We start from the raw sequence: 21,576 nt of genomic DNA on the forward strand, positions 1-21,576 counted from the left end.
TATCTCTTGATTTAATCAATCCATTAAATTCCCTTAACTTGTATTTTTTTAATCTTAATTTTATTTTTTTAAGTTCATTTTTTGACAAATTTAATATTAAACTTTATAATTTTAAAAGTAAGATTTTAAAAATTATAAGGAGTAAAAATCTATGAGGAAAGAACAGGGTGGAAATATTTTCAAATTAATAAAGAAAAACATTTTCTTATTCCTCATAATATCCTTTCTTTCTATCATTGTTTCCTTTATTAATGTATCTTTTATAAATTTTGAGAAGGATATTTCCGATGCCATTTTAGAAAAGAATAGAGAAGTATTTACAAAAATTTTTTGGATTGTATGTAGCATTATGGTTTTAAAAATATTTTTGGAATATATAAAAGCTTATCTTATTGGAAAATTTATAGAAAAGGTTCTAATAAATTTAAGATTAAAAATTGCAGAAAAATTAAACAAGATAAAATTGTATCATATAGAAAAGAATACCACGGGAGATTTAGTTTCAACTATTTCTAATGATTTATCCTTAATTCAAAATTTCTTAGGAAATCTAGGTGATATTTTATATCAGCCAGTAAGTTTTATTTTGGGATTAATCTTAGCTTTTACAATAAATTGGAAGCTGACTCTTTTTAGTTTTGCTGTAATTCCCTTATGTTTTACAGGAGCTATTTTAATAAGTAAACCTATAGAAAAGTATACAAAAAGGCATCAAGATGTCTTTGGATATGTAAATACTGTATTTCAAGATGCTCTTTCTGGAATTATAATTGTTAAATCCTTTAATTTAAAAGATGAAATTTCAAAGTTTTTTAATAATGAATTAAAAAGAGCCTTTAAGGAAGGAATTAAATCTATAAAATTTGAAGCCCTTTTAGATCCTGTTAAAGGAATAATACAAATAGGTCCCTTTTTACTTATGTTTTTATATGGAGGAGATTTGGTAATAAGGGGAGAAATGACTGTTGGTGGAATTGTAGCTTTTATAGAGATCATGAATATTTTTCTTAATCCTGTGAATACTTTTCCCAATATTCTTAATAATTATCAAAAGGCAAAGGCAGGTTTAAAAAGAATAGAAGATATTTTATCTCAAGAGGAAGAGAAGAATGGAGTTATTAAAGAGGAATATAAGAAATGTCAGTATGCCATTGAGTTCCAAAATGTATATTTTTCCTATGATGGAATCAATGAGGTTTTAAAAGATATAAGTTTTTCTGTTAAAAAAGGGGAAAAGATAGCGATTGTTGGAGGGAGTGGGAGTGGCAAATCTACAATTATAAAACTTATTCTTGGTCTATATAAACCTACTAAAGGTAATATTAAAATCTTAGGAGTTAATATAAATGATTGGGACTTACGTTCTTTAAGAGAAAAAATCTCAGTAGCAAATCAAGATATATATCTTTTCCCTGAATCTGTTAAAGAAAATATAAGATATGGAAAATATTTTGCTACTGATGAGGAAATAAAGGAAGTTACCTTAAAAATGTTGGCATATGATTTTATTGTTTCGGATTTAGGGGGTTTTGAAGAAGAAATAGGGGAAAGAGGCTTAAAGCTTTCTGGGGGTGAGAAACAAAGGATAGCTCTTTCAAGATTTCTTCTCAGAGATAATTGTGACATTTATCTTCTTGATGAAGCAACTTCTGCTCTTGATGCAGAAACTGAAATTCAGATTCAAAATATTCTAAAGGAGGAGTTGAAAAATAAAACTGTATTAATCTCTGCTCATAGATTTTCATCTATCAAATTTGTAGATAGGATTTTAGTATTGGATAAAGGGAAAATCGTAGAAAAAGGAACTCATGAAGAGCTTTTAAATAGAAAAGGAATATATTATAAACTTTATTTTAAACAATTAGAAAATAATTACTCATCTGGAACGGAGGAATTTACTTATGAGAAACAGATTAATTAGGCTATTTTCTTTTATGTGGAAGGATGGTGGGAATTTTTTGTTAGGATTTTCCTATGTAATATCTATGCTTATAACTTCCTCTCAAACCTTCTTCTTTAATTATTTTGCAGCTATGAGTTTGAAAATCATTACTGATGGGATTGTAAATAAAAATAGGGAATTGATTATTACTGGAGTAACTTATCTTTTCACAAGGTTTGGAATTCTTTTTCTTATATTTCCAGTCTTTTCTTATGTTTATATGTATTCTGTTAGAAAGACTACCTTTATTATTAGAAAAAAGCTCTTTGAACATATAATTTCTCTTCCTATGAGAGATTATGAAAAAATCCATTCAGGAGATTTTTTATCTCGACTAAATTATGATGTTAATACTGCGGAAGGAGCATATTCTTGGCAGGTTATGGTATTATTAATGTCCATCATTAGTGCTATTGGAAGTAGTGTTGTAATTCATTCTATTAATAATGTTATGTTCTTATATGCTGTCATAATAGGATTTCTAAACGTAATTATTAACTCTCTTTTTATGAGACCTATAAGAAGAATAAGTGAAGATATTCAAAAGTCCATTTCCAAAATTATACAAAGATTTTCAGATATGATTGGTGGAGCTTTTATAATCAAAAGTTTTAATATTGGAGATATTATTTATAAAAAATTTGTCGAACTAAACCTTTCCTTCTATAAACTCTCCATGAAAAGGGTTCATTATAATTCTCTTTTAGCATCTTTTAACTATTCTGTTGGTTATTTGATCTTTTTTGGAGAGCTTGTAATTGGTGGTCTTTTAATTATGGATAACAAAATGACCTTTGGTGAATTAACAGCTGTGGTACAACTTATGGGTCCTATCTTTTGGCTTTTTGGATCTATTGGAAATTTTCTAACTAATTTACAAACTTCTCTTGCAGGTGCTGAAAGAATTTTTGAAATATTTGATAAACCAATAGAGGAGGAAATTCAAAGAGTTTCGATAAGGGAAAGAAATATAATATCAGAGGATAATTATTATGTGGAATTTAGAAATGTAAAGTTTTCTTATGATGGAGATGGAAATGTTTTAAAAGGAATATCTTTTAAAGTAAGTAATAATATGAAAATTGCCTTTGTAGGGGAGAGTGGTGGAGGAAAAAGTACTATCTTTAAGCTTTTGTTAGGTTTTTATCCTGATTATGAGGGAGAAATTTATTTATTAGGAAAGGAATTAAGAATGTATTCTTTAAAGGAATTAAGAAATTTAATTTCTTATGTTCCCCAAGATGTCTTTTTATTCAATAATACTATTTATGAAAATGTAAGATATGGAAGATTGGATGCAAAAGAGGAAGACGTTATTTTTGCATTAAAAGAAGCAAATGCTTATGATTTTGTTATGAATCTTCCCAATGGTTTATATACAAGAGTAGGGGAGAGAGGAATATCTCTTTCAGGAGGTCAAAGGCAGAGAATTGCAATCGCAAGAGCGATTTTAAAAAATTCTCCTATACTTCTTCTGGATGAAGCTACATCCTCTCTTGATTCTGAGTCTGAGGAACTTGTTAATCAAGCTTTAGAAAGACTCATGAAAGGAAAAACAACATTAATCATTGCTCATAGATTATCTACAATAATGAGTGCTGATAGGATTTATGTAGTAGAAGATGGAAAAATAATTGAAGAAGGTACCCATGATGAGCTTATGAATTTAAAGGGAAAATACAAGAAATTATGGGATTTAGGATTTAAATCTCTATAGATTAATTTTTATTTTATATTTCTACTTCCTGGTTTAACTAAAGGTATTCCTTCTTTGCACAAGGGACAATCTTCAGGAGTATAAGTATCTAATTTAAGTTGAATTAGGGAATATAAATCTTTATCAAAATTTACCTTTCCTCCACTTCTATCCACAATACATGCATATGCACAAATTTCTCCTCCTAAATTTTTAACAAGATTTGCTACTTCAAGGGCAGATCCTCCTGTGGTTATCACATCCTCACATATAAGTATTCTTTCTCCTTGGGAAATAGAAAACCCTCTTCTTAGAGTCATTTTTCCTTCTTCTCTTTCTGAGAAAATTCCCCTTGCTTTTAGGGCTCTTGCCAATTCATAGGCGATAACAATTCCTCCTAAAGCAGGACCTATTACAGTGTCTATTTTTAAATCCTTTGGGATCTTTTTTGCTATATCTTTTGCGATTTCTTCAGCAATATCGGGATATTGAAGAATAAGGGCACACTGAAGATAGTTGGGGCTATGAAGTCCCGAAGATAATAAAAAATGTCCCTCTAAAAAGGCATTCTTTTCTTTAAAAACTTTTAACCAATCCATATGAAAAATTATATCACACATGATAAAATTTTTATAATGGATTTTCCAAGAGAAGGAAGATGTGAAATTTGTAATAAGAAATCTATTCTAATTTCCTCCTTCTTGGGAGTATGTAGAGATTGTATTTTAAAAGAATTTGACAAAGCCTTACCTATTATTAGATCCTCTCATAAGAAAGCAAGAAGTTATTTTAGGCTCTTTTATCCTACCAAATCAGAAAAACCTTTTTGTAATCTCTGTATTCATAAATGTTCTCTGAATTTTCAAAAAAGTTTTTGTGGACTTATAGAGGAAGGAATAAGATGGGCAGGTTCATCTCAGAAAGGACTTTTGGAATGGTATTACGATCCTCTTCCCACAAATTGTGTAGCATCTTTTATTTGTCCTGAGAAAGAAAATTATGGTTATAAAAACTTAGCAATTTTTTATGCTAGCTGTAATTTTAATTGTCTTTATTGTCAAAATTGGCACTATCATGATTATTTGAAGAAAAAAACTCCCATTTATTCTGTAAAAGATTTGATTGAAAAGATAGATAATAAAACTTCTTGTATATGTTTCTTTGGGGGTGATCCTACTCCTCAAATTGCTCATGCCTTAGCTTTAGCCAATAAGGTTAAAAATAAAGTAAGAATATGCTGGGAAACCAATGGATCTATGAATTTTGAAATATTAAAGGAAATGTTTTCTGTTTCTTTGGAAAGTGGAGGAATTATAAAATTTGATTTAAAAGCCTTCGATGAAAGAATTCATATTGCATTAACAGGGGTGTCTAACAAAAAAACTTTAGAGAATTTTCAATGGGTTGGTGAAGAAACTAGAAAATTTAAAGACAAAATAGTTTTAGTTGCAAGTACTCTACTTGTTCCTGGATACGTAACTGAAGAAGAGGTAGAAAAGATTGCAGATTTTATTTCAAAGATAAATCCCAATATACCTTATTCTCTTCTTGGATTTTCTCCTAATTTCTTTTTTGATAATCTTCCAACTACTTCAAAAAAGCATGCGGAAAGAGCCTTTGGAATAGCAAAGAGTAAAGGATTAAAATATGTTAATATAGGTAACATATTTTTACTTTCTGATTATTATTAAAAAAGGAGGAGAAAAAGATGATTTTATGGGATAACCCTATAGATGTGAGTTTATTAATTCATGAGAATATGCTTTTTTGGCCTTCAGATCCTAAATTCTTTTTAGAGAGAGTTTCTGAAATCTCAAAAGGTAATAATGCAAATCTTTCAAGGATTTCTCTTGGACTTCATACAGGAACTCATATTGATACTCCTTATCACTTCTTAGATGATGGAAAAACTCTAGAGAAAATTGATATTTCTAGGTTTTATGGTATTGCCAAGGTTTTTGAGATAAGAAGTGAGGATAAGATATCGTTAATAGATATTGAAAAATTAGAAATAGAAAAGGATGACATAATTCTCTTTAAAACCAAAAATTCCCTTCTTCTTAGAGAAAACATATTTCATGAGAATTATATTGGGCTCTCAATAGAAGGAGCAGAATATTTAGTAGAGAAAGAAATAAAAGCAGTAGGAATTGATTATTTATCTATTGGTCCTAGGGGGGAGGAGGGAAGAAAGGTTCATAAAATTTTACTTAGCAGAGAGATAGGTATTGTAGAGGGTTTAGACCTTATCAATGTTTCTCCTGGTAAATACTTTTTTATTGCCTTACCCTTAAAAATAAAGGGAGGAGAAGGATCCCCTGTTAGAGCAGTACTTTTTCCTATAAAGGAGTAAAAATTATGAAGATAGCATTAGTGCACGATTGGTTAATAAATATAGGTGGGGCAGAAAAAGTATTAGAATCAATTTTAGAAATATTTCCTGATGCCCATCTATTTACTTTAATATATTCAAAGGCTACTTTAGAAAAATTATCTCAAAAACCAAAAAAGGTTTTTACTTCTTTTCTTCAAAGTTTTCCTAAAATTGAAAAACTATATCCCAAACTATTATTTCTTATGCCATATGCCATAGAACAGTTTGATCTTTCCCAATATGATTTAATAATATCTAGCAGTCATTGTGTAGCAAAGGGAGTTTTAACAAAATCCTATCAGAAACATATATGTTATTGCCATACTCCTTTAAGATATGCTTGGGATTTATATTTCCCCTATCTTAAAGATCATGGATATTACTATGGATTAAAGGGATTTTTAGCAAAGGGATTTTTGCACTATATAAGAGTATGGGATGTTATTAGTGCCAATAGGGTAGATTACTTTATTGCAAATTCTGAGAACGTTGCAAGAAGAATATGGAAAATATATAGAAGAGAAGCTAAGGTAATATATCCTCCTGTTGATCTTTCAAAATTTAAGCCCATTGATATTAATAAAAAGAAAGATTTTTTTGTTACAGTTTCTCGATTAGTACCATATAAAAAAGTAGATTTAATAGTAAAGACCTTTAATAATCTTAAACTTCCTTTAGTTGTTATTGGAAGTGGAAGCGAAGAAAAAAAATTAAGGAAAATAGCAGAGAAGAATATAGAGATTTTAGGATGGCAACCTGATCATCAGGTTTATAAATATTTAGCGGAAGCTCAGGGATTTATTTTCTCCGCAGAGGAAGATTTTGGAATTGTTCCTGTAGAGGCTCAGGCTTGTGGTACTCCTGTCATTGCTTATAAGAGAGGAGGAGCTGTGGAAAGTGTTATTGAAGGGAAAACAGGAATTTTCTTTGAGGAGCAGACTGAAGAAAGTCTTAAAAATGCAATATTAAGATTTCTAAAGATAAAGGAGAGATTTAATACTGAGGAAATTGTTAATAATGCAAAGAGATTTTCAAAAGAAAGATTTAAAGAGGAATTTTTGAATTTTATATCTCAAATAATGTGATTTTTATCACTGACAAAGAATAGATTTAGAGAGAAAATACTTTCTGAAATTATGGATATCTTATGAGGGAGAGGAATCAGTATATGAGATTGGAAGGAAATTTAGATAGGATTGAATTTTTATCTTTTATTAATTTTTTGTCTTTACAGCGAAGAACAGGGGTTTTTTTAATAAAGGATGAAGAAGAAAGATTTGCAACAGTTTTCCTTAAAAATGGGGATGTAATTGATGTAGAGTATTTAGGGGAAAGGGGAGAATCTGCTTTTTTTAAGTTACTTTCTCTTCCTGAGATAAATTTTGTTTTCACTGAAACACCTGTAAAAATAGAAAAAAGAATCAACCTCTCCTCAGAAAATTTAATCCTTGAAGCCATAAAGAAAATTGACGAAGAAAAAGAATTATATATTACCTCGTTATTGGAAGCTATTTAACCCTTCTATTGATTATCCATAAAATTTGTGATAAATATACTCAAAGAATAACCTAAATTTCTTTTTAGAGGTTTTATTTTATGAAAAAATTTTTGTTATTTTTATTTATAATTATTCTATTTTCTTCTCCTATTTGGAGTTGGAGTGGAAAAACTCATCAAAGAATAGCAGAAAATGCATTAAAATATATGCCCAAGGAGTTTCAAAGAAGAATAATGCCTTATAAAAATGAGATTCTTGAGGGAAGTATAGCACCTGATAGGGTCTATAGGGATTTTCAGAATCATATATATGATTTTGAAAGGAGAAAAGGGGGAGGAATAGAAAAAGTTAGAGAGAAATATTATCATGTTATTTCTCTTATAAGGGATAAAAAGCCATGGAGATTAATTGCCTATGAATTAGGAATTCTATCCCATTATATAGCAGATTTGAACCAGCCTTTACATACTTCTTCAAGTTATGAAGAAAAGGAATTTCATAGTAAGTTTGAGAAGGATGCAGAACAGATTGTCCCAAGAAGAATTAAAGGCTTAAATTTTATTTCGAAACCAGCTTATTATATATTTAGTAGTGCAAGGTCTGCTCATCTATATTATTATGATATAGAAAAAGCTTATACCAATAATAAAGGTTGGAAAGCTGTTTCTTCTTTAACCCAAAAGCAAATAGATAAATCTGTAGAAGATGTGGCAAATTATTGGTATAGTATATGGGTGAGAGCCAACAGAGTTCCAACCTTAGGAGATTTATGGAATGATTTTCTTGATTTTTTATTTCTCTATATAAATAAAATTTTTGCTGTTGAGGTGAAATAATGAGGATAGCTATTATTGGGGGAACAGGAGTATATGATCCAAAGTTTTTAGAAAATCCAAAGGAGATTATTGTGTCTACCCCTTATGGGGATGCAAAAATTTTAAAAGGAAATTATATGGGAGAAGAGATAGGTTTTTTAGCAAGACATGGTGTAACACATTCGGTACCACCACATAAAATTAATTATAAAGCAAATATTTGGGCTTTAAAGAGTTTAGGGGTAGAAAGAATAATGGCTACAACAGCAGTAGGAAGTTTAAAAATGAACTTAGAGCCAGGAGATTTAGTTTTGCTAGATCAATTTATTGACTTTACAAAGGGAAGGGATTATACCTTTTATGATGGAAAGGATGGTAAGGTAATTCATATAGATTTTTCTGAACCATACTGTCCTGAATTAAGAAAGATTTTAATAGAAGAGGCAAAAAGCTTGGGTATTAAACTTCATCCCTTTGGAACTTATATTTGTACAGAAGGTCCAAGGTTTGAAACTCCTGCAGAAATAAAAATGTTTTCTTATTTTGGAGATGTGGTTGGAATGACCAATGTTCCTGAAGTGGTCTTGGCAAAAGAATTAGAGATTTGTTATGTTACTGTTTCTTTAGTTACTAATTATGCTGCAGGAATATCTAAAACTCCCTTAAGCCATCAGGAGGTTCTTTCTGCAATGGCGGATAATATAGAAAAAGTTAGAAAACTCTTTTCTTCAGTAATATCTAAAATACCGATGGAAAGAAATTGTCCTTGTAAATCTGCATTAAAAGAATATAAGGAGAATGATGGGAGATGAAGATTTTAGAGTGGAAGAATAATTCTCTTTATATTTTAGATCAAACCAAGCTTCCTTGGAAAGAAGAGTGGATTCAATGTCAAAGATATCAACAGGTAATTGAAGCTATTAAAAAATTGAAAATAAGAGGTGCTCCCGCCATAGGAGTTGCTGCAGGATATGGTGTGGCTTTAGCAGCTATTAAATATACAGGCTATAATCTTCATGAATATCTTCAGGGAGTTATTAGCGAATTTGCTTTATCTCGTCCTACCGCTGTAAATCTATTTGTTGTTTTAAAAAGACAAGGAGAAATTGTTTTAAGAAATAAACAGAAATCTTCGGTAGAGCTTAAATTAATGCTTCTTGAAGAGGCTCAGAAAATAGAGGAAGAAGAAAGAGAAAGATCCTATGCTATAGCAAATTACGGAGTAGATTTAATACCTGACAAAGCAAATATTCTTACCCATTGTAATACTGGAAGTTTAGCTACTATTGGTTTAGGGACTGCCTTGGGAATAATAAAAGAAGCGTGGTACCGAAGAAGAAATATAAATATGGTTTACTTTACTGAGACAAGACCTCTACTTCAAGGAAGTAGACTCACAGGGTGGGAATTATCTCGAGAGAATATTCCTGCAACTCTTATTACTGATAATATGGTTGGTTATCTTATGTCAAAGGGAAATATAGATTTAGTTTTGGTGGGAGCGGACCGAATTGCCTTAAATGGAGACACTGCAAATAAAATTGGAACTTATACTTTAGCTGTTTTAGCGAAATATCATAATATCCCATTCTATGTAGCAGCACCCCTTTCCTCTTTTGATTTTCAATTAGAAAATGGTAATAATATTGTTATTGAAGAAAGAGATCCGGAAGAAGTATTTACGGTTTTAGGTAAAAGAATCGCTCCTGATGGGATCAATGCAATAAATCCTGCTTTTGATATCACTCCAAATGAATTAATAACTGCAATAGTTACTGAAAAGGGTATAATATTTCCTCCTTTTCGAGAAAATTTAGAGAAAATGAAGGAGGTAATTGTAGGTGAGAATACTTATTAAAAATGTTTCTTTACTAAAAAATAATCAGATAATTCCAGAGATTGATATATTTATAAAGGATGATATTATTGAGCAAATAGATAAAAATATCACAAAAGATTATGACTATATAATTGATGGTAAAGATAAATTAGCGATGCCAGGTTTAGTTAATGCTCATACTCATCTTGCAATGACTTTATTTAGGGGTTTTGCTGATGATCTTCCTCTAAAAGAATGGCTTGAAACGAAAATTTGGCCTAATGAAGCAAAATTGAAAGAAGAAGATGTATACTGGGGAAGTCTATTAGGGGCTTTAGAAATGATCAAAGGAGGAACTGTTGCTTTTGCAGATATGTATTTTTACATGGATAAGGTAGCAGAAGTAGTCGAGAAAAGCGGTCTTAGGGCAAACCTTTCTTGGGGGATGATTGCAATTCTTGGAGATGAAGAAAAAAGATTAGAAAATAGCTTAAAATTTGCAGAAAGATGGCACAAATCCTGTAATGGAAGGATTTTAGTGAGTCTTGCACCTCATGCACCTTATACTTGTCCTCCTAAATTTTTAGAAAAGGTAATTGATAAGGCTGTTCAATATGAATTAAGTATACATACCCATCTTTCGGAAACAGAAGGAGAAGTTAAAGAAATAAAAGAAAGATATGGTGAGACTCCAATAAGATTAATGGATAAAATTGGACTTTTTAATGTTCCTACCATATCCGCTCATTGTGTTTTTGTTGATTCCGAGGAGATAGAGATTTTAGCAAAAAGAAAAGTAGGAGTAGTTCATAATCCTCAAAGCAACTTAAAACTTGCATCAGGTATTGCTCCAATTAAAGATATGCTAGATAAGGGAGTAAGAGTAGGGCTAGGAACCGATGGTCCAGCAAGTAATAATAATTTAGATATGTGGGAAGAAATTAGGCTCTCCGCCACTTTACATAAAGGATATAAAAAAGATCCTACTGCTATTCCTGCTTTTTTAGCTTTAGAAATGGCAACAAGAAGAGGAATGGAAATTCTTGGTTGGGAAAATTCAGGAGTTATTGAGGAGGGGAAAAAGGCGGATCTTATTCTAGTTGATTTCAAAAGACCTCACTTCTTCCCTCGTTTCAATCTTATTTCCCATTTAGTTTATAGTGCTAATTCTTCTGATGTGGATACAGTTATTGTAGATGGAAAAATTCTTATGGAGAAAAGAGAAGTAAAAACTTTAGATGAAGAAAGAATTTTATATGAGACTGAAAAAAGAGCTTTTTTATTAGTAAAAGAAGAATAGGAGGAAAAATGTTATGGCCATACCTTGGATATATATTGAAGATATACCTGAAACAAGTGCCGAGAAAATAGAAATACGTGGTTGGCTTGCTAATAAAAGATCTAGTGGGAAAATTGTTTTCTTAATAATAAGGGACGGTACAGGTTTTATTCAAGGAGTCGCAGATCTTAATAATTTTTCTCAAGAAGAATTAGAAGCTATAGAAAAGATCCCATTAGAGTCATCAATTATTGTACAGGGGAAAGTAAAAGAAGAACCAAGAGCTCCTACGGGCTGGGAAATTTATTTAGATAAAGTAGAGGTTGTTTCTCTATCTCAAGATTATCCTATTCAAAAAAAGGAACATTCTATTGAGTTTTTAATGGAGCATAGACATCTTTGGATAAGATCCAGAAAACAACAAGCAATTCTGAGGATTAGAAGTGAGATAATAAAAGCAATTAGAGATTTTTTAGATGAGAGAGGATTTATTTTAGTTGATGCTCCTATTTTAACTCCATCTTCCTGTGAAGGAACCACAACTCTTTTTGAATTAGATTACTTTGATCTTGGAAAAGCATATCTTTCTCAAAGTGGACAGCTTTATATGGAAGCAGCATGCATGGCATTGGGAAAAGTTTATTGTTTTGGTCCTGCCTTTCGAGCAGAGAAATCAAAAACAAGGAGACACTTAACAGAATTTTGGATGGTAGAGCCAGAAATGGCATATTGGGATTGGCAGGATAATATGAAACTTCAGGAGGATTTAGTAAGCTATATAGTTCAAAGAGTCTTAGAAAGAAGGAAAAAGGAACTTGAAATTCTTGAGAGAGATACGAAACCTTTAGAAGAGATCTTTCCACCTTTTCCAAGAATTACCTATAAAGAAGCTTGTGAATTGTTGAATAAAAAGGGAATTCCTTTTTCCTATGGTGAGGATTTTGGAGGAGACGAGGAAACAGTAATATCTCAAGAGTTTAATAAGCCTGTCTTCATTCATCATTATCCTGCAAAAATAAAACCTTTTTATATGCAACCAGACCCTGAAAATCCAGAGTTAGTTCTTAATGATGATCTATTAGCTCCAGAGGGTTATGGAGAAATTATTGGGGGAAGTCAAAGAATTCATGATTTAAATCTTTTAGAAGAAAAAATAAAGGAAAATAATTTACCAAGAGAAGCTTTTGAATGGTATATTGATTTAAGAAGATATGGTTCTGTTCCCCATTCGGGATTTGGGCTTGGTATAGAGAGAACTACCGCTTGGATTTGTGGATTAAAACATGTAAGAGAAGCTATTCCTTTCCCGAGGATGATATATAGGATATATCCATAAGAATATTTTAATTCTAATTAAATTCTTGATTTTTTATATTTATTTTTTTAAACTAATTTAAGGCTTTCATTATGCACGAATGGGCGCTCGCTGAGGCGATTGTAAATACCGCCATAAAAGAAGCTCAGAATAAAAATCTGAGTAAGGTAGAATTTTTATCAATAAGAATAGGGGAAATTCAACAAATTGATCTAGAGATCTTTAAATTTGCTATCAAAGAGTTATCTAAAGATACAATTCTTAAGGATGCAGAAATAAGATATGAAAACTATCCAGCTATTTTACTTTGTAATGTTTGTAGAAATGAATGGAGTTACACAGAAAGTTTTGAAAAATTAAATGATGAAGAAAAAGAAGCCATTCATTTCATTCCAGAAACAATTCATGTTTACATTTATTGTCCCAAATGTGGAAGTGTAGATTTTGAGATTAAAGAAGGAAGAGGGGTATGGATTGAGGAAATATTATGAAATTAATTGATCCAAGAGTTTATGCTATTGAGGGGAGAATTAAAGATATAAAAAGAATATGGGCAGTAAGTAGTGGGAAGGGAGGTGTGGGAAAGAGTACTTTATCCACTTTTATTTCTCTATTATTAAATAAAAGGGGTTATAAAGCAGGACTCTTAGATTTAGATTTTTATGGCCCTTCTTCTCATTTAATATTGGGAGCTAATAATATAAAACCTATTGAGGATTATGGACTAAGACCTGCAGATATTGAGGGAATTAAATTTATGTCTATTATATACTTCACTGAAAATAGACCCTTAGCAATGAGAGGAAAGGATATTTCTAACGTTCTTATAGAACTTCTAACTATTACCCGTTGGAATAATCTAGATTTTTTAATCATTGATATGCCTCCGGGGATGGGTGAAATTCTTTTAGATATTATTCGCTATATATCAAATTTAGAATTTTTAGTTATTTCTAACTCTTCAACAATATCCATGGAAACAGTAGAAAAATTAATAAAATTTTTGAATTCTCAAAATATTCCTATTTTAGGAGTTATTGAAAATATGAAATTTGTTCCCTCTGAGTATATTAAAAACAAATGTTACGAGCTTAATATTAAATATTTAGGAGAAATTTCCTTCTGTCCAGAAATAGAAAATTATTATGGAAATATTGAAAAGCTCTTAGATTTACGAATCTCTAAAGAGCTTAACAATATTCTTTCTTTTCTTATATGATTAAAATTTTTAGAAAGAAGGTGAACTATGGAGAAAATTAAAATTAAAGTAAATGGAAAAGAAGTTGAAGTTTCTCCCGGAAAAACAGTTCTTCAGGTTCTTAAGGAATTAGGTATACATGTTCCAGTACTTTGCTACTATGAACCTTTAATGCCCCAAGGATCATGTAGAATATGTGTGGTTGAGGATAGAGGTGTGTTAAAGACAGCATGTACTACACCTGTTGAGCCTAATATGGATATAAAGACTGATACTCCTAATGTTATAAATTCAAGAAAACTTGTTCTTCAACTCCTTTTTTCGGAAAGAAACCATTATTGTATGTATTGTGAGGTTACTGGAGAATGTGAGCTACAAGACCTAGGCTATGAATTTGGATTAGATCACTTTGAATTTCCAACCTTTGAGAGAAAATTCCCAGTAGATAACACTCATGATTTCATAATGATAGACCACAATCGTTGTGTTCTTTGTAGACGCTGTGTGAGAGTATGTTCTGAGGTTGCAGGACATTATGTTTTAGGAGAAATGGAAAGAGGAATTGATACTATGATAATTGCAGATATGAATTTACCATTAGGAAATTCGTCCTGTGTATCTTGTGGGCTTTGTGCTCAAGTATGTCCTACGGGAGCAATAATCGATAAAAGATCATCTTATCTTGGGAGAGAAATTCAATCCGATATTATCTATTCAAATTGTGATCTTTGTGCAGTAGGATGTGGAGTTGAGATTTACAAGAAAAAAGGAGCTAATTTCATTGTAAAGATTTATGGAGATTGGAATTCTGAAATATCTAAGGGAATTCTTTGTAAAGTAGGTAGATATTTATCTCTTTTCAATAACAAAGAAAGAGCTGTAGGAATTAGAGTTAAGGAAGAATTTGGTTTCAGAAAAATTCATGAGGATAATTTAGTTTCCTTGATAAAATCTAAACTTAATAATGCTGTAGCATATGTAGATGGTTCTCTATTTAATGAAGAGCTTGAGCTTATAAAGGAGCTATTTAAGGGAAGAGTATACTCCTTATATCCAAATGATTCTCCTATTCCTTCAAATATAAATATTGAAGATTTAGATAACAGTAATTTCTTTGTAATCATAGGAGTAGATTTAAATAGAGAATATGGTACCATTGGTTCCTTTGTAAAGAGAAATGTAATTGGAAAGAAAGCAAAACTTATGGTTATAGATAAAGAATTAAATAGTCTTGCTAAAATTGCTGATTATGTATTTAATATTAAAGATATTAACATAGCACTTGATATTTTGAATAAAGAAAAAGAGGTAACAATTATATATAAAAATCTAACAGAATCGGAAAGATCTCTTCTTTTATCTCTTTCCAATGCTAAATTTCTGCACCTTCCTATGGAGACAAATTCTATTGGCCTTCAAAAGCTTGGAATAAAACATGAAAAAATATCTGCTGAGAATGTGTTTGTTTTTGGCAAAAACTTAGAAGGTATAAAGGATTTACCAATTAAAAATTCATTTATGTTGATATTCACCCCCTATGAAGATGAAGAATTACATAAAGGAGATGTTATTGTAGGAATTACTGATTGGTTCGAAAGAGAAGGAACTTTCTATAATTTAGAAGGAAGAAAAGTAAAGAAGGAAAAAGTTCTAAAACCTACCTTTGATGTAATTGATCTAAAGGAATTTATTTCTTATATGTTGGGTAAAACTGAGAGAATATCTTAAAAGAGGTGAAAATTATGGGAAAAATTAAGGTTGCTTCTATATGGTGTGAAGGATGTTCTGGATGCCATATGTCCTTTCTTGATATGGACGAAAGATTAGTTGAACTTATAAATAAAGGTTTAGAGCTAAATGCAACACCCATAACTGATTTAAAAGTACCCGATGAGGGAACAGATATAGGTATTATTGAAGGAGCAGTAGCAACAGATCATCATGAAGAAGAAGTAAAAATGATGAGAGAAAGATGTAAAATTATAGTAGCCCTAGGAGATTGTGCTGTTTTTGGTGGAATTCCTACTATGAGAAATTACTTCACTGTAGATGACCTTTTAAAGAGAGGATATCTTACTACTGAAAGCACCGTAGATGGTAAAATTCCAATTTCTGAAGAACTTGGAAAACATCTTCCAAAAACTAAAGCGGTAAACGAAGTTGTAAAGGTAGACTTTTATATTCCTGGATGTCCTCCTTCTGCAGATGCTATATATCATGTGTTAAGAGAAGTGTTAGAGGGAAGAATTCCTAAATTAGAAGGCGAACTTCTGAAGTATGAATAAGAGGTGAGAATATGGAAAAGAAAATTACTATAAGTCCAATTACAAGAATAGAAGGACATGCAAGGGTTACCATTCATTTAAAGGACGATGGAAAAGTTGAAAAAGCTTTCTTTCATGTGGATCAATTTAGAGGTTTTGAGAAGTTTTCAGAGGGAAGACATTTTTCTGAGATGCCTGTTATTACTCCAAGAATTTGTGGGATATGTCCCATAAGTCACCATTTGGCTTCTGCAAAGGCAACCGATGAAATTATTGGGATAGATATACCAAGGCCTGCGAAACTTTTAAGAGAATTGATTCATATGGGACAATTTATTCAGTCCCACTCAATGCACTTTTTTGAACTAGCTGGACCAGACTTTATCCTTGGTTGGGATGCAGATCCCAGAATAAGAAATGTGGTAGGTCTTATACAGGAAAATCCTGAATTAGCCTTGAAAGCAGTAAGATTAAGAAAATTTGGTCAAAGAATCATAGAACTTGTAGCAGGAAGAAGAATTCATCCTGTTTTTGCAGTACCTGGTGGTGTAAATTCTGCTCTTTCTCCTTCTGCAAGAGATGAAATATTAAAAGGTATAGATGAGATGATAGGATACATAAAAGAAGGAATAAAATTAGCAGAAGATTTTATTGAAAAAAATAAAGAAGAATGTAATAAGTTTGCTTCCTTCCCTACAGGATATCTTGGTCTTGTAAAAGAGGATGGTTCTTTGGAGTTTTACGATGGAAAAATAAGATTTATGGATAAAGAAGGTAACATAGTAAAAGAATTTAAGCCTCAGTATTATTTAAGATACATAGGGGAAAGGGTAGAGGATTGGACCTATCTAAAATTCCCATATTATAAGCCCTTGGGATTTCCAGAGGGAGTTTACAGGGTAGGACCTCTTGCAAGATTAAACATAGCGGAAAAAATAAGTACTCCTATTGCAAATGAAGAATTCAAAAAATTTAAATCCATAAATAATGGAAAGCCTGTAGAAGGTTCTTTATATTACCACTATGCAAGGTTAATTGAAACAATTTATGCCTTAGAGAGAGCAAGAGAAATATTAGAAGATCCAGAGGTTATGAGTCAAGATGTGCTAAGACTTGGTGAGGTAACAAACGAAGAAGGAATAGGAGTAGTGGAAGCTCCAAGAGGAACCTTAATTCATCATTACTGGGTTGATGAAAGAGGAACTATTGAGAAAGTCAACTTAATAGTTTCTACAGGACATAATAATTGGGCTATGAGTAAAGCTGTAGAAGAAATTGCAAAAGCATATGTAGATGGTAATAATTTAAAAGAAGGTATGCTAAATCGTGTGGAAGGTGCTATCAGATGTTATGATCCATGTCTTTCTTGTTCTACTCATGCAATTGGTAAAATGCCTATTATCATAGAATTTTATGATAAAGATGGGAAATTGATTAATTTTATAAAAAGAGATTGAAAAAAATACTCTTAGTAGGATTTGGTAATGAATATAGAAAAGATGATGGATTAGGAATAAAGCTCCTGGATCTTATAGAGGGTGAATTTGACAAGATTAAGATCCAGGAGCTTACTTTTGATATGGCGGAAATTATAAAAAACTATGATATTGTAATTTTTGTTGACGCTTCTTTAGAAGGAAAGGAAATTTCTTTTAGAAAAATCTCAGAAAAATGTACCTTTTCTCCTCTTACTCATCACACTTCCTGCGAGGAACTCTTAATTTGGACTAAAGCTTTGTATGGAAAAACTCCCGAATTTTATTTGCTATCTATAAAAGGCTATGATTTTGATTTTGGAGAGGAGTTATCAGAAGAAGCAAAGAAAAATTTAGAAAAGGGTCTTAAGTTTTTAAAAAGATTTATTAAAGGATTAAATGAATAAAACTTATAGAATAAAAATCTACGGTATAGTGCAGGGAGTAGGTTTTAGACCTTTTATATATAAACTAGCAAAGGATCTGAATCTAAAGGGATATATTTTTAACTCAACAGGTTCTGTACATATAAAGCTACAAGGGGATGAAGAAATTATAGAATTGTTTATGCAAAAAATTCTTAGAGATCATCCACCTCTTTCCAAAATAGAAAAAATAGAAAAAGAAGAAATCCTTTCAGAAGAAAAATACGAAGATTTTGAAATAATAGAAAGTAGAGAAGAACAAGGTTTTAATTTTATCTCTCCTGATATAGCTATATGCAATGATTGTCTTTATGAAATGTACAATCCAGAAGATAGAAGATACAAGTATCCTTTTATCAATTGTACAAATTGTGGACCAAGATACACTATTATAGAAGATCTTCCTTACGACAGAGAAAAAACCACCATGAAAATCTTTAAAATGTGTCAAGAATGTGATAAAGAATATCATGATCCCCTAACAAGAAGATTTCATGCTCAACCCATAAGCTGTTATAATTGTGGTCCCTCTCTATGGATCTATGAAGAAAAGACCGAGGATCCTCAAAATATCTTTATAAAAATATCTGAATATTTAAGAGAAGGAAAAATTCTTGCTATTAAAGGTATTGGCGGATTCCATCTTGCCTGTGACGCTACAAATAATAACTCTGTGAAAACTTTAAGGCTTAGAAAAAAAAGACCATCAAAACCCTTTGCTCTCATGATGAGAGACTTAGATATGATAAAGAAATATTGCTATGTAAGGGAACAGGAAGAAAAAGTATTAATCTCTAAAGAAAGACCTATTGTATTACTTCTAATAAAGGATCTTGGAGATATTTCTCCCCTTGTGGCTCCAAGAAATGAATATCTAGGAGTTATGCTTCCTTATGCTCCTTATCATTATCTTATTTTTGACTATTTTAATAGACCCTTAGTAATGACTAGTGGAAATATTACTGACGAGCCTATAATCAAAGACAATGAAGAGGCAATAAAAAAGTTAAAAAATATTGCAGACATATTTATATTTCATAACCGAAATATAGCAAGAAGAATTGATGATAGTGTAGTATTTTTTGAAAAGGATGGACTCCAAATAATAAGAAGAGCAAGAGGATATGCTCCTGATCCTATAAAAATACCTATCACTATAAAGCCCATTCTTGCCTTAGGAGGAGAATTAAAAAGCACCTTTGCTCTCGGAAAAGAAAACTATGTATTTGTAAGTCCTCACATAGGAGACTTGAAGGATAAGGACACTCTTGAAGTATATGAAGAAACAATTAGAGAATTTATAAGACTTTTTAGAATTGAACCTGAAATTCTTGTACATGATCTGCATCCTCAATATCTTTCTACCGACTTTGCAGAAAAATTTAAAAAATATTTAGAAGTAAAATCTATTCAGCATCATAAAGCCCATTTCTTCTCACTCATCTTAGATAGAGAAATAAAAGATGAAATTATCTGCTTTTCCTTTGATGGAACAGGATATGGAGAAGACGGAAAAATTTGGGGAGGAGAGGTCTTTATAGGAAATATAGAGGAAGTGAAAAGAATAGGTCACTTTAAATATTTTCCAATAGCAGGGGGAGATTATGCTATAGAAAATCCTCAGAAAATTGCTCTTTCTTATCTTTTAAAATACTTTCCTGAAGAAGTGGAAAAGATATTTCCCTATATAAATTCTTTTGAAATAGAAATTACCAAAAAAATGATAGAAAAAGAAGAGAATATATTTTACACATCTTCCTGTGGAAGAATTTTTGATCTTGTCTCTGCTTTACTCAAAGTAAGAGAACATATTGATTATGAAGGACAAGCAGCCATAGAACTTGAAATGCTTGCTATGAAAAGTAGAGAAACAAAGCACTATTCCTTTGAAATAATTAAAGAAAAGGAAAAATTTGTCATTGATGTAAAACCAACTATTGCGCAAATTATTGAGGAATTAAGGATTACTGATAAAAAGGATATAGGTAAAAAATTCCACAATACCATATCTCAGATAATTTTGTCTCTTTCTGAAATTTTAAGAGAAGAGTTCAAAATAAATAAAATCGGGTTTTCAGGAGGAGTTTTCCAAAATCGATTATTACTAAGAACAGTTGTAACATTACTAGAAGAAAAGGGTTTCCAAATTTTTACTCATAAAAAGGTGCCAACAAATGATGCTGGAATATCTCTTGGTCAGGTTATTTTAGGAAGATTAATAGAAAATAATTAAAAAATTATCTCTCTAAGTTTAAGCTTAGTATTCCTCCTATTAGCACAAATAAAGACATTAAAATAAAGCTTATAAAATAACTCCCACTTACATCCTTAGCATAGCCAATTAAATATGGAGAGATCAAAGTGCTAAAATTTACAAAAATATTTAATATAGAATATCCCATGCCTAAATTCTTAGTAAATTTTGGCAAAAGATAAAATACTGTAGGAGGGACTAAAACAGCAGAAATTCCAGAAAGAATTACTATAAAAGGAGAACTTATAAAATAAATTAGAGTAAGAAAAAAAGAAAGCAAAATACTTCCTATTAAAATAAATAAGGATGGTTTTGATGCTACATCCAAAAGATATCCTAATACAGGGCTTAAAAAAGATCCAAGCATATAAAGACTACTAATAAAAGCAGCATAATTTTCCGAATATCCTTTTAGTACAAAATAGTCAGGAGCAAAAGTAAAAAATGATAAAGAGCCTGCATTAAAAAGTCCCCATAAAACACCTAAGATTATTACCTTTGAAGAAAGACTTTTGAACAAATTAATAAAACTAAAATTAACATCTTTTTCCATATTATCTTCTTTATAAAGAAACAATGCCCAAAGAAGGACAAAGAGTGTAAATACTAAAAGTACAATCATAGGAGATTTAAAGCCAAAACTTTGAGCTATATATGGAAAAATATTAAAAGATAAGATACTTGCAAGGGGCATAGCAGTACCCCAATATCCTATTGCTCTACCTAATTTATTTCCCTTAAACTTTTCTCCTATAATTCTTAAACCAACAACTGCAAATATTACACCCCCAAAACCAATAATGAATCTTGAAATAAGTAAAGAATTAAAATTTTTTCCTAAGATAAATAAACCTTCTCCTATTATATAGAGGAGGAGAGAAATTATTATAGGAACTTTTACGCCCCATCTATCTAAGATATAGCCTCCTAAAATACCAAAGAAAAGCGGAGGAAAGGATACTACTCCCATAAGTAGTCCTGCTTGGGATCTTGTGATTCCAAGTTCTCTAATCATAAATGGAATAAGGGGAGGAATGGCTTGAAAATTAAGAGCAAGTACAAGAGATAGAAAATAAGCAGTTAAAAAATAAAATATTTTATCCTTTTCCATAAAATTCTCCTTTCAAATTTAGTTAGCTATCTAATTATAATATAATTAGTTCTAATATACAACAAATTATATCCCTATTAATTCAATTTAAATTCAATATATAATAAAAAC

At 30.9% G+C, this 21,576-nt stretch carries 20 protein-coding genes; 18 read left to right on the forward strand and 2 right to left on the reverse strand.

Going from position 1 to position 21,576, the window contains the following annotated elements; all coding sequences use genetic code 11:
• The first annotated feature begins 151 nt into the window (after positions 1 to 151).
• Both NZ841_08035 and NZ841_08040 read left to right on the forward strand, forming a co-directional pair.
• Positions 152 to 1,921 (forward strand): ABC transporter ATP-binding protein/permease, encoded by a 1,770-nt coding sequence (locus NZ841_08035; protein MCS7202707.1) that lies wholly within the window; start codon positions 152 to 154, stop codon positions 1,919 to 1,921.
• Positions 1,902 to 3,659, forward strand: coding sequence for an ABC transporter ATP-binding protein/permease (locus NZ841_08040; GenBank protein MCS7202708.1), 1,758 nt, complete (start codon positions 1,902 to 1,904; stop codon positions 3,657 to 3,659). Before NZ841_08035 ends, NZ841_08040 begins: the two co-directional genes overlap by 20 nt.
• An 8-nt stretch (positions 3,660 to 3,667) precedes the next feature.
• On the opposite strand, the gene pyrE is transcribed toward NZ841_08040, so the two are convergent.
• Positions 3,668 to 4,258, reverse strand: a complete 591-nt coding sequence (gene pyrE / locus NZ841_08045) for an orotate phosphoribosyltransferase (GenBank protein ID MCS7202709.1) — start codon at positions 4,256 to 4,258, stop codon at positions 3,668 to 3,670.
• 15 nt (positions 4,259 to 4,273) lie between these two features.
• Between pyrE and NZ841_08050 the strand changes: the two genes are divergently transcribed.
• The 16 genes from NZ841_08050 (at position 4,274) to hypF (ending at position 20,333) form a co-directional block, all read left to right on the forward strand.
• Positions 4,274 to 5,329, forward strand: a complete 1,056-nt coding sequence (locus tag NZ841_08050; protein MCS7202710.1) for a radical SAM protein — start codon at positions 4,274 to 4,276, stop codon at positions 5,327 to 5,329.
• Between the two features lie 17 nt (positions 5,330 to 5,346).
• Complete coding sequence (locus NZ841_08055; GenBank protein ID MCS7202711.1) at positions 5,347 to 5,991, forward strand: cyclase family protein; 645 nt, start codon at positions 5,347 to 5,349, stop codon at positions 5,989 to 5,991.
• A 5-nt stretch (positions 5,992 to 5,996) separates the two neighbouring features.
• Positions 5,997 to 7,097: a glycosyltransferase family 4 protein gene (locus tag NZ841_08060; protein ID MCS7202712.1), complete on the forward strand. Its 1,101-nt coding sequence runs from the start codon at positions 5,997 to 5,999 to the stop codon at positions 7,095 to 7,097.
• Positions 7,098 to 7,180: 83 nt separating this feature from the next.
• A complete protein-coding gene (locus NZ841_08065) occupies positions 7,181 to 7,528 on the forward strand; it encodes a DUF4388 domain-containing protein (GenBank protein ID MCS7202713.1) in 348 nt (115 codons plus the stop codon).
• Between the two features lie 80 nt (positions 7,529 to 7,608).
• On the forward strand, positions 7,609 to 8,346 hold the full coding sequence (locus tag NZ841_08070; GenBank protein ID MCS7202714.1) for a zinc dependent phospholipase C family protein: 738 nt from the start codon (positions 7,609 to 7,611) through the stop codon (positions 8,344 to 8,346).
• Complete coding sequence (mtnP, locus tag NZ841_08075; protein ID MCS7202715.1) at positions 8,346 to 9,137, forward strand: S-methyl-5'-thioadenosine phosphorylase; 792 nt, start codon at positions 8,346 to 8,348, stop codon at positions 9,135 to 9,137. Before NZ841_08070 ends, mtnP begins: the two co-directional genes overlap by 1 nt.
• Positions 9,134 to 10,183 (forward strand): S-methyl-5-thioribose-1-phosphate isomerase, encoded by a 1,050-nt coding sequence (gene mtnA, locus NZ841_08080; protein ID MCS7202716.1) that lies wholly within the window; start codon positions 9,134 to 9,136, stop codon positions 10,181 to 10,183. The genes mtnP and mtnA overlap by 4 nt, the downstream gene beginning before the upstream one ends.
• Positions 10,167 to 11,444, forward strand: a complete 1,278-nt coding sequence (locus tag NZ841_08085; protein MCS7202717.1) for an amidohydrolase family protein — start codon at positions 10,167 to 10,169, stop codon at positions 11,442 to 11,444. The genes mtnA and NZ841_08085 overlap by 17 nt, the downstream gene beginning before the upstream one ends.
• A gap of 13 nt (positions 11,445 to 11,457) precedes the next feature.
• Complete coding sequence (gene asnS, locus NZ841_08090; protein ID MCS7202718.1) at positions 11,458 to 12,759, forward strand: asparagine--tRNA ligase; 1,302 nt, start codon at positions 11,458 to 11,460, stop codon at positions 12,757 to 12,759.
• Positions 12,760 to 12,830: 71 nt separating this feature from the next.
• Entirely contained in the window at positions 12,831 to 13,229 is a 399-nt protein-coding gene (gene hypA, locus NZ841_08095) for a hydrogenase nickel incorporation protein HypA (protein MCS7202719.1), read from the forward strand.
• Positions 13,226 to 13,957, forward strand: a complete 732-nt coding sequence (locus NZ841_08100) for an Mrp/NBP35 family ATP-binding protein (GenBank protein MCS7202720.1) — start codon at positions 13,226 to 13,228, stop codon at positions 13,955 to 13,957. Before hypA ends, NZ841_08100 begins: the two co-directional genes overlap by 4 nt.
• Positions 13,958 to 13,984: 27 nt before the next feature.
• Entirely contained in the window at positions 13,985 to 15,664 is a 1,680-nt protein-coding gene (locus NZ841_08105) for a 2Fe-2S iron-sulfur cluster-binding protein (GenBank protein MCS7202721.1), read from the forward strand.
• A 14-nt stretch (positions 15,665 to 15,678) separates the two neighbouring features.
• Positions 15,679 to 16,221 (forward strand): NADP oxidoreductase, encoded by a 543-nt coding sequence (locus NZ841_08110; protein ID MCS7202722.1) that lies wholly within the window; start codon positions 15,679 to 15,681, stop codon positions 16,219 to 16,221.
• An 11-nt stretch (positions 16,222 to 16,232) separates the two neighbouring features.
• Entirely contained in the window at positions 16,233 to 17,657 is a 1,425-nt protein-coding gene (locus tag NZ841_08115) for a Ni/Fe hydrogenase subunit alpha (protein MCS7202723.1), read from the forward strand.
• Entirely contained in the window at positions 17,654 to 18,082 is a 429-nt protein-coding gene (locus NZ841_08120; GenBank protein MCS7202724.1) for a hydrogenase maturation protease, read from the forward strand. The genes NZ841_08115 and NZ841_08120 overlap by 4 nt, the downstream gene beginning before the upstream one ends.
• Complete coding sequence (gene hypF, locus NZ841_08125) at positions 18,075 to 20,333, forward strand: carbamoyltransferase HypF (GenBank protein MCS7202725.1); 2,259 nt, start codon at positions 18,075 to 18,077, stop codon at positions 20,331 to 20,333. Before NZ841_08120 ends, hypF begins: the two co-directional genes overlap by 8 nt.
• A 4-nt stretch (positions 20,334 to 20,337) precedes the next feature.
• On the opposite strand, the gene NZ841_08130 is transcribed toward hypF, so the two are convergent.
• On the reverse strand, positions 20,338 to 21,465 hold the full coding sequence (locus NZ841_08130; protein MCS7202726.1) for an MFS transporter: 1,128 nt from the start codon (positions 21,463 to 21,465) through the stop codon (positions 20,338 to 20,340).
• Positions 21,466 to 21,576: the final 111 nt, after the last annotated feature.

It is taken from the genome of Dictyoglomus sp., assembly GCA_025060475.1.
Lineage (GTDB): Bacteria > Dictyoglomota > Dictyoglomia > Dictyoglomales > Dictyoglomaceae > NZ13-RE01.